The sequence below is a fragment of the Streptococcus sp. HMSC067H01 genome, assembly GCF_001814775.1.
Taxonomy (GTDB): Bacteria; Bacillota; Bacilli; order Lactobacillales; family Streptococcaceae; genus Streptococcus.
This window is the reverse complement of sequence record NZ_KV817792.1, coordinates 174,845-181,988: the sequence shown is the minus strand read 5'-3', so window position 1 is coordinate 181,988 and position 7,144 is coordinate 174,845. Positions and strand designations below refer to the sequence as shown.

The window sequence follows — 7,144 nt, the reverse complement described above, 5'->3', positions numbered from 1 at the left end:
ATCCGCCATAGCTCAGTTGGTAGTAGCGCATGACTGTTAATCATGATGTCGTAGGTTCGAGTCCTACTGGCGGAGTACGTAAACGTTCTAAGGAACGTTTTTTTTTATTTGTCTTTCAGGGGTCAACTTGCTCCTTTTTTAGTTGTCTCTTTACTAATTCCTGATATATTTAATTCTAAGTAATTCTGTAATATCTTTAATAGATTTCAGAAGTAAATCTCTATTTGAGTTTTTGGTGTGATCATTATAGTTTTTATAAGTTTTTTTACAAACAAGTAAACTACCATAATTCTTACAGTAATTTCCCTTCATTACAGAAATTACATTTTTTTTCTTTTGAAATGTAGTATTGTGCACCTGATCTGTGAGTTTTCTTTATCTATTTTTTATTTGGCTATTCATAGTGATACATGATAGAAGAAGCTTCCCATTTTCTTTATTTTTTCTGTTATACTCATTTCATCAATAGAAATGGAGTTTATTAAAATGATTAGAAAGATTTATGAAGAATATCTTGATTTTTATAAAGTTATTGAAAATGAGTATAGTCAATTAATTGATAACGAATTGGAGTGGGAAGTTTTTCATCTTCGATTTTTACTCTATTATTTAGTTCGGTACAAGTTTGATATTATGCATCCTTTATTTTCTTACCACTATAGAGCTTGCTACCGTTTGTACATTGAACAGTTGTTAATTTCAAAGGATTATGTTCTAATTTAATTTTTATTTATCGTTATTTCCGAACAATTTTATTATTTTATCTTATCATAATAAAAATTTGCAATATTTTTTCAATATGATTTTTTCGATTTTCTCTAAATTCCTAATGTTTCAGGTATTTGGTCTTGAAAAAATAGAGAATCTTTATTATAATAAATTGTAAGATATAATTGCAGGTGAGATTCCTGCCATGTATGTGAGAAAGGAAGAGCCTAAGGGCTCAGACAAGATTATGACTTCAGTTGTTGTAGTGGGTACCCAGTGGGGTGATGAAGGTAAAGGGAAGATTACTGACTTCCTTTCAGCGAATGCAGAAGTGATTGCGCGTTACCAAGGTGGTGATAATGCAGGTCACACGATCGTGATTGATGGTAAGAAATTTAAGTTGCACTTGATTCCATCTGGGATTTTCTTCCCTGAAAAAATTTCTGTCATTGGGAATGGGATGGTTGTAAATCCTAAGTCACTTGTGAAAGAGTTGAGCTATCTTCATGAGGAAGGTGTTACAACAGATAATCTACGTATTTCTGATCGTGCGCATGTTATTTTGCCGTACCACATCGAGTTAGACCGTCTGCAAGAAGAAGCTAAGGGTGAAAATAAGATTGGTACTACTATCAAGGGTATCGGTCCAGCTTATATGGATAAGGCTGCTCGAGTGGGAATTCGTATCGCAGATCTTTTGGATAAGGAGATTTTCCGTGAGCGTTTAGGACGTAACCTTGCTGAGAAGAATCGTTTGTTTGAAAAATTGTACGAAAGCAACCCTATTTCAATTGATGATATTTTTGAAGAATATTATGAATATGGTCAACAAATCAAGCAATATGTCACAGATACTTCGGTTATTTTAAATGATGCGCTCGATAATGGCAAACGTGTCCTATTTGAAGGTGCCCAAGGTGTCATGCTAGATATTGACCAAGGTACTTATCCATTTGTTACGTCATCAAACCCTGTTGCGGGTGGTGTGACGATCGGTTCAGGTGTTGGTCCAAGCAAGATTGACAAGGTTGTAGGTGTATGTAAAGCTTACACAAGTCGCGTTGGTGATGGTCCTTTCCCAACTGAGTTGTTTGATGAAGTGGGAGAACGCATTCGTGAAGTAGGTCATGAGTATGGTACAACTACTGGTCGTCCACGTCGTGTGGGTTGGTTTGACTCAGTTGTGATGCGTCACAGTCGTCGAGTTTCTGGTATCACTAACCTTTCACTGAACTCTATCGATGTTTTGAGTGGTTTGGATACAGTGAAAATCTGTGTAGCCTATGATCTGGATGGTCAACGTATTGACTACTATCCAGCTAGTCTTGAGCAATTGAAACGTTGCAAACCTATCTACGAAGAATTGCCAGGTTGGTCAGAAGATATCACTGGTGTTCGCAATTTGGAAGATCTTCCTGAAAATGCACGTAACTATGTTCGTCGTGTTAGCGAATTAGTCGGCGTTCGCATCTCTACTTTCTCAGTAGGGCCTGGTCGTGAACAAACCAATATTTTAGAAAGTGTTTGGTCATAAGAGATTTTTTAAGATTTGTTTAAGATAGTTCAGCTATACTATAGACAGTTACAAGAAGACCTCCTAACTTGTTGTAACAAATATCCTAAACTTTTCTTTTTCATAATAATCTCCCTATAAAGTCACCGCATTCGGTGGCTTTTTTTGTCATTTTTTAAGTCCTATCTGGGTGTCTTCTTGAAAGTAGGATATGAAGAAAAAACATTGGGTATTAAGTTTCTAGATTAAGTCTCGATTTGGTAGCCCCAGATCTACGAGTTTTCAACATTTTGGTAGATTAGTTGGAGAAAAGAAGTTTCGGTAAAAGGAGCTTTTTGAATTCTAAAATAGCAACAAATCCTTCAATTGGATAACACAGCAAAGGATCAGAACTAAGCAAAAATGAGGTTGGGATTTCTGATCCCAGCCTCATCAGTGAACTAGTTTCTTGAGAATTTGTAAGTTAGACAAACTTGAATTTTATATGAATCAGCTTAGTTGATAACTTGATTATCTGATTTATCACTTTGAAATTGCTGTATTTCGTACATGAAAGCATCTGCCTTTAGTTTATCTGTGATGATACTGACAGTGATTAGCTTATTTAGTTTTTTCTCATGTCCGTCTAAAAAAATAGGATTTCTAATTTTTATGGTTAACTTTGCGCAGTTAAAGGGACGCTTTTTAATAGTTATTTGTTCGATATCTTGAAGGCTAAATTGATAATGTAATAGGCTGTGGCCTCTACTGCTATAGGTATAATACTGAACAGTATTGTTTTTAAAAATTTCTAATTTTACCCCATTTATGAAGAGAGAATAGCCCAAAAACCATATAAGAATGGGAGCATAAATCAGCGCTACCGCCATAACAATCTTGTCTGCAAAAACAGTATTGTAAGTCATCAGACGCTTCAGAATCCAGAGAATCATAACAGATATAGATATCATGGATGGGCCCCCTACTCTATTAAATGTATCTTTATATGGAGACATCAAGGTAAGTTTTGGTTCATCCTGTAAAAATTCTAATTTCATTATTTACCCTTTCATCTTGTTTATTATTTAAATCTCAGGATAATCATCTCTTGGAGACTTATAGTTAAAAATCTTCCGACAGATTTGGATATTTTGTATCAGTTGTCTCCATTACTTCTAGTTCATGATTTCTAATGTTTCTCTCAATTTTGCTACTATTATACTCTTTTTATAATATTATTTCTACAAACCAGAGATTGAATACTATCTAAAGTTGGTTTCTGCAAATATTATAGAGGTCTTTTTTTGTCTAGGAAAACATGCTATAATGATAGAATTGATAGGCGAGAAAAGAGAGAAGTTATGGATTATACAATTGAAGAAAAAGAAGTTTTTATGAGAGAGGCCCTAAAGGAGGCGGAGATTGCTTTAGAGCATGATGAAATCCCAATTGGTTGTGTGATTGTCAAGGACGGAGAAATCATTGGTCGGGGGCACAATGCACGTGAGGAGTTGCAACGTGCGGTCATGCATGCGGAAATTATGGCCATCGAGAATGCGAATCTGAGGGAAGAGAGCTGGCGCTTGCTCGACTGCACACTTTTTGTGACTATAGAGCCCTGCGTTATGTGTAGTGGGGCGATTGGACTTGCTCGTATCCCTAAGGTAGTTTATGGGGCTAAAAATCAGAAATTTGGTGCAGCTGGAAGTCTGTATGATATCTTGACAGATGAGCGCCTCAATCATCGTGTAGAGGTTGAAACAGGGATTTTAGAGAGTGAATGTGCAGGCATTATGCAGGAATTTTTCAGAAATCGACGGAAAAAATAATTTCTCTTTTAAAATCTTGGGAAATGTGATATAATAACTAATGGAGCAACAGTTCTGCGTGAAGCGGGTCAGGGGAGGAATCCAGCAGCCCTAAGCGAGTGTGAATTGTGTGCTCTTTTTTCGTGCAATCAAAAAGCCCTTTAGTATCAACACTTTAAGGGGTTTTTGTTTGTTGTGAGTGATAAAAAGGGGCAGATAAGGGGCAAAATTTTAGAGTTTTACTTTATCTAGTTTGCTAGATATATCTAATACCATTTTTTGAGTGACATGAGAATAAATCTCTAGTGTGGTCTTTGAGTCACTATGCCCTACTCTGTCCATAATAGCAGTTAGCGGGATGCCTAGTTCAGCAAGTAAAGAGATATGAGAATGTTTGAACATGTGAGTAGTGATGTTTTTGTCAATACCTAGCTTTTTACCATGATTTTTTAAAGGTATAATAACCATGGCACTTGTTATTGGCTCTCCTAGAGTGTTGATAAAAATAGAATCATTATCAAATCCGTTTTTGGTATTCTCTACAATTTGCTCTTTGATGATGTCTAACACTTTTTTAGGAGCGGTTATAATTCTATCTGATTTTGCCGTCTTTTGTGCAATTCTCTTTTTAAGTCTAAAATCGTATGTATGCCTTATGTGAATTGTCTTTTTTGAAAAGTCTATATCCTCTTTGTAACTCAAGGCAGCAAGCCCTACAATATTCTGCCTATTTTGGAGGATGTACAGCAATCCATAACCATCCGAGCGGTGGGAATTTCTCAAGCACTGACCTACACTCATTTGCGTCAGTAAAAAACATGAATACTTTAGTTGCAACTAACAACTCAAAAGCTTATCGAATTACAAAAGGCTCTGATTTGTGGCTGAAGAAAAACGCTAAAAAATATGGTTATACTTATTCATACGAATAAAAGAAAGAAGTTTAAAAAATGGGAGGTCGTGGAGCGAGCTCTAGAATAAGCGACAAAAAGAAGATATATGGCACAGAGTATGAGACAGTACATAAAGTAGGCAATATAAAATTTGTTACTCAAAATGAGCAAGGGTCACAAAAGTCTCCAATGGAAACGATGACAAAAGGTAGAGTTTATGTGCTCATCGACAAGAACAAAAACGCACCCAAGAGTATTGTTTATTTTGATGAAAAAAATAAGCGTAATAAGCAAATTGACTTAGATCATGTGCACAAAGGCATGAAACCACATACTCATCATGGCTATAATCATGCAGAATATGAGAGAAGTAAAAAGGGTGCATCCAATTTGACACCAAAAGAGCATAAACTTGTTGAAAAAGTAGAAAAAGAGTGGTATAATCACACTAAGAAACGTAGGGAGTAGTATATAGGGATTACGCCTTGATGGAGGAGATTCCGGTTCGAATCCGGGCTACTACGTTACATCTTAGCCCCTAAATTGGGGCTTTTTTATTTTCCCGTCTTAAAACATCCCTTTTTTAGCAGATACAACGAAATCATAAGTATAAAATGCTTGTGATTTTTTGTTTGAAAGGAGGGTGAAAATTGCCTAGAGATGGAACTAAAAATTTAAAACCAGTGACCGAACGAACCAAAGATGAAGCAAGAGCTATCAGCTCAAAAGGAGGTAAAGCATCCGGAGTAGCAAGAAGAAAGAAAGCCGATCTAAAAAAAGCATTTGAAACCCTCTTATCTTTGGATGTGACGGATAGTAAAATCAAGAAACAACTTGAAGAAATGGGCATGGCTGGCAATAATGAGGCTTTGCTAGCTTTTGCTACGTTCCAGCAAGCTGTAAAAGGTAATAAGAAAGCAACTGAGAACATAATCAAGCTAACCAATACCAAAGATAGGTACGATATACAAGAGCAGAAAGAGCATATAAGAGCGCTCAAACATGATAATAGAGAGCGTGAGGAGGCTGAGAAAGGATCAACTGAAACAATCCATATTGTCGATGAGTGGCTAGATGAAGTAAGGGGGGCAACAGACGATCTTTAGAGTACAAGAGAATATTAACCCTCATTTTAAATCAGTCTGGGTATCCAGCTTGCCTTATAACGTGCTAAAAGGCGGGCGTTATTCTTTTGAGTTGTTATATGCTCTTTTTTCGTGCTTTTTTCGAATAAATAAGATAAAATAGCCTAGAATAAAAGACAATAGAAAAGAGAATAATATGAAAATTCGTGGTTTTGAATTGGTTTCTAGTTTTACAGATGAAAATTTGTTGCCCAAGCGTGAGACAGCGCATGCAGCTGGGTACGACTTAAAGGTTGCGGAGCGCACAGTTATTGCACCAGGAGAAATCGTCCTCGTTCCAACTGGGGTCAAGGCTTATATGCAACCGACAGAAGTGCTTTATCTCTATGATCGTTCTTCAAACCCTCGTAAGAAGGGCTTGGTTTTAATTAACTCAGTTGGGGTTATTGATGGGGATTATTATGGAAATCCTGGAAATGAAGGGCATATTTTTGCGCAGATGAAAAACATCACAGATCAAGAAGTTGTTCTTGAAGTTGGGGAACGTGTAGTTCAGGCTGTTTTTGCACCATTTTTAATCGCAGATGGAGATGAGGCAGACGGAGTGCGGACTGGTGGATTTGGATCGACTGGGCACTAAGATGAAGATTATTTTTGTGCGTCATGGAGAGCCAAATTACCGTGAGTTAGAGGAGCGTTCTTATACGGGATTTGGGATAGACTTGGCCCCTTTATCGGTGAAAGGAAGACAACAAGCTCAGGAACTTTGCAAAAATTCTTTGCTACACTCAGCTGATCTACTAGTTTCTTCTGCAGTCACAAGAGCTTTAGAGACTGCTTGCTATGTGGCTTGTGCTACTGGACTTCCTTTAAGAGTAGAGCCTTTATTACATGAATGGCAGGTCTATGAAAGTGGCACAGATAATTTTGAAAAAGCTCGTACTATGTTTCTAGAAAATAAGGGGGAGTTACTTCCTAATAGTCCTATTCAATATGAGACAGCTGTAGAGATGAAGACTCGTTTTCTAGAATGCATGGCTAAGTATCGGGACCATCAAACTGTGGTAGTTGTAGCCCATCGTATGCTGATTCGGCAGTTTGTGGCAAATGAGAAGATTGATTTTTGCCAAGTGATTGAGTGTGAGATAGAAATATAGA

At 36.9% G+C, this 7,144-nt stretch carries 9 protein-coding genes, 1 tRNA gene and 1 other RNA gene; 9 read left to right on the top strand and 2 right to left on the bottom strand.

Going from position 1 to position 7,144, the window contains the following annotated elements; genetic code table 11:
- The first annotated feature begins 1 nt into the window (after position 1).
- The 3 genes from HMPREF2987_RS05805 to HMPREF2987_RS05795 all read left to right on the top strand — a co-directional run bounded on the left by HMPREF2987_RS05805 (position 2) and on the right by HMPREF2987_RS05795 (position 2,242).
- Positions 2 to 75 (top strand) — tRNA-Asn (locus HMPREF2987_RS05805).
- 396 nt (positions 76 to 471) lie between these two features.
- On the top strand, positions 472 to 723 hold the full coding sequence (comW, locus tag HMPREF2987_RS11125; protein WP_306806752.1) for a sigma(X)-activator ComW: 252 nt from the start codon (positions 472 to 474) through the stop codon (positions 721 to 723).
- A gap of 232 nt (positions 724 to 955) precedes the next feature.
- Entirely contained in the window at positions 956 to 2,242 is a 1,287-nt protein-coding gene (locus HMPREF2987_RS05795) for an adenylosuccinate synthase (RefSeq protein ID WP_075229731.1), read from the top strand.
- A 473-nt stretch (positions 2,243 to 2,715) separates the two neighbouring features.
- Here HMPREF2987_RS05795 and HMPREF2987_RS05790 read toward each other — a convergent pair whose 3' ends face one another.
- The gene (locus HMPREF2987_RS05790) at positions 2,716 to 3,258 is read right to left on the bottom strand and encodes a hypothetical protein (RefSeq protein WP_075229727.1); all 543 of its coding nucleotides are present in this window, start codon (positions 3,256 to 3,258) and stop codon (positions 2,716 to 2,718) included.
- A 303-nt stretch (positions 3,259 to 3,561) separates the two neighbouring features.
- Here HMPREF2987_RS05790 and tadA point away from each other — a divergent pair, with 303 nt between their 5' ends.
- Together tadA and ffs are read left to right on the top strand one after the other, a co-directional pair.
- Complete coding sequence (tadA, locus tag HMPREF2987_RS05785; protein WP_060954984.1) at positions 3,562 to 4,029, top strand: tRNA adenosine(34) deaminase TadA; 468 nt, start codon at positions 3,562 to 3,564, stop codon at positions 4,027 to 4,029.
- 32 nt (positions 4,030 to 4,061) lie between these two features.
- Positions 4,062 to 4,160, top strand: an RNA gene (gene ffs, locus HMPREF2987_RS05780) — signal recognition particle sRNA small type.
- Positions 4,161 to 4,239: 79 nt separating this feature from the next.
- On the opposite strand, the gene HMPREF2987_RS05775 is transcribed toward ffs, so the two are convergent.
- Positions 4,240 to 4,845: a tyrosine-type recombinase/integrase gene (locus tag HMPREF2987_RS05775; RefSeq protein WP_257375142.1), complete on the bottom strand. Its 606-nt coding sequence runs from the start codon at positions 4,843 to 4,845 to the stop codon at positions 4,240 to 4,242.
- Between the two features lie 113 nt (positions 4,846 to 4,958).
- On the opposite strand from HMPREF2987_RS05775, the gene HMPREF2987_RS05770 reads away from it, so the two are divergent.
- The 4 genes from HMPREF2987_RS05770 (at position 4,959) to HMPREF2987_RS05755 (ending at position 7,143) form a co-directional block, all read left to right on the top strand.
- On the top strand, positions 4,959 to 5,369 hold the full coding sequence (locus tag HMPREF2987_RS05770) for a hypothetical protein (RefSeq protein ID WP_075229726.1): 411 nt from the start codon (positions 4,959 to 4,961) through the stop codon (positions 5,367 to 5,369).
- Between the two features lie 182 nt (positions 5,370 to 5,551).
- A complete protein-coding gene (locus HMPREF2987_RS05765) occupies positions 5,552 to 6,007 on the top strand; it encodes a KGG domain-containing protein (RefSeq protein ID WP_075229725.1) in 456 nt (151 codons plus the stop codon).
- A 175-nt stretch (positions 6,008 to 6,182) separates the two neighbouring features.
- A complete protein-coding gene (locus HMPREF2987_RS05760) occupies positions 6,183 to 6,626 on the top strand; it encodes a dUTP diphosphatase (protein ID WP_000701981.1) in 444 nt (147 codons plus the stop codon).
- Positions 6,577 to 7,143 carry a histidine phosphatase family protein gene (locus tag HMPREF2987_RS05755; protein WP_075229724.1) on the top strand — a complete coding sequence of 189 codons (567 nt, stop codon included), beginning with the start codon at positions 6,577 to 6,579 and terminating at the stop codon, positions 7,141 to 7,143. The genes HMPREF2987_RS05760 and HMPREF2987_RS05755 overlap by 50 nt, the downstream gene beginning before the upstream one ends.
- Position 7,144: the final 1 nt, after the last annotated feature.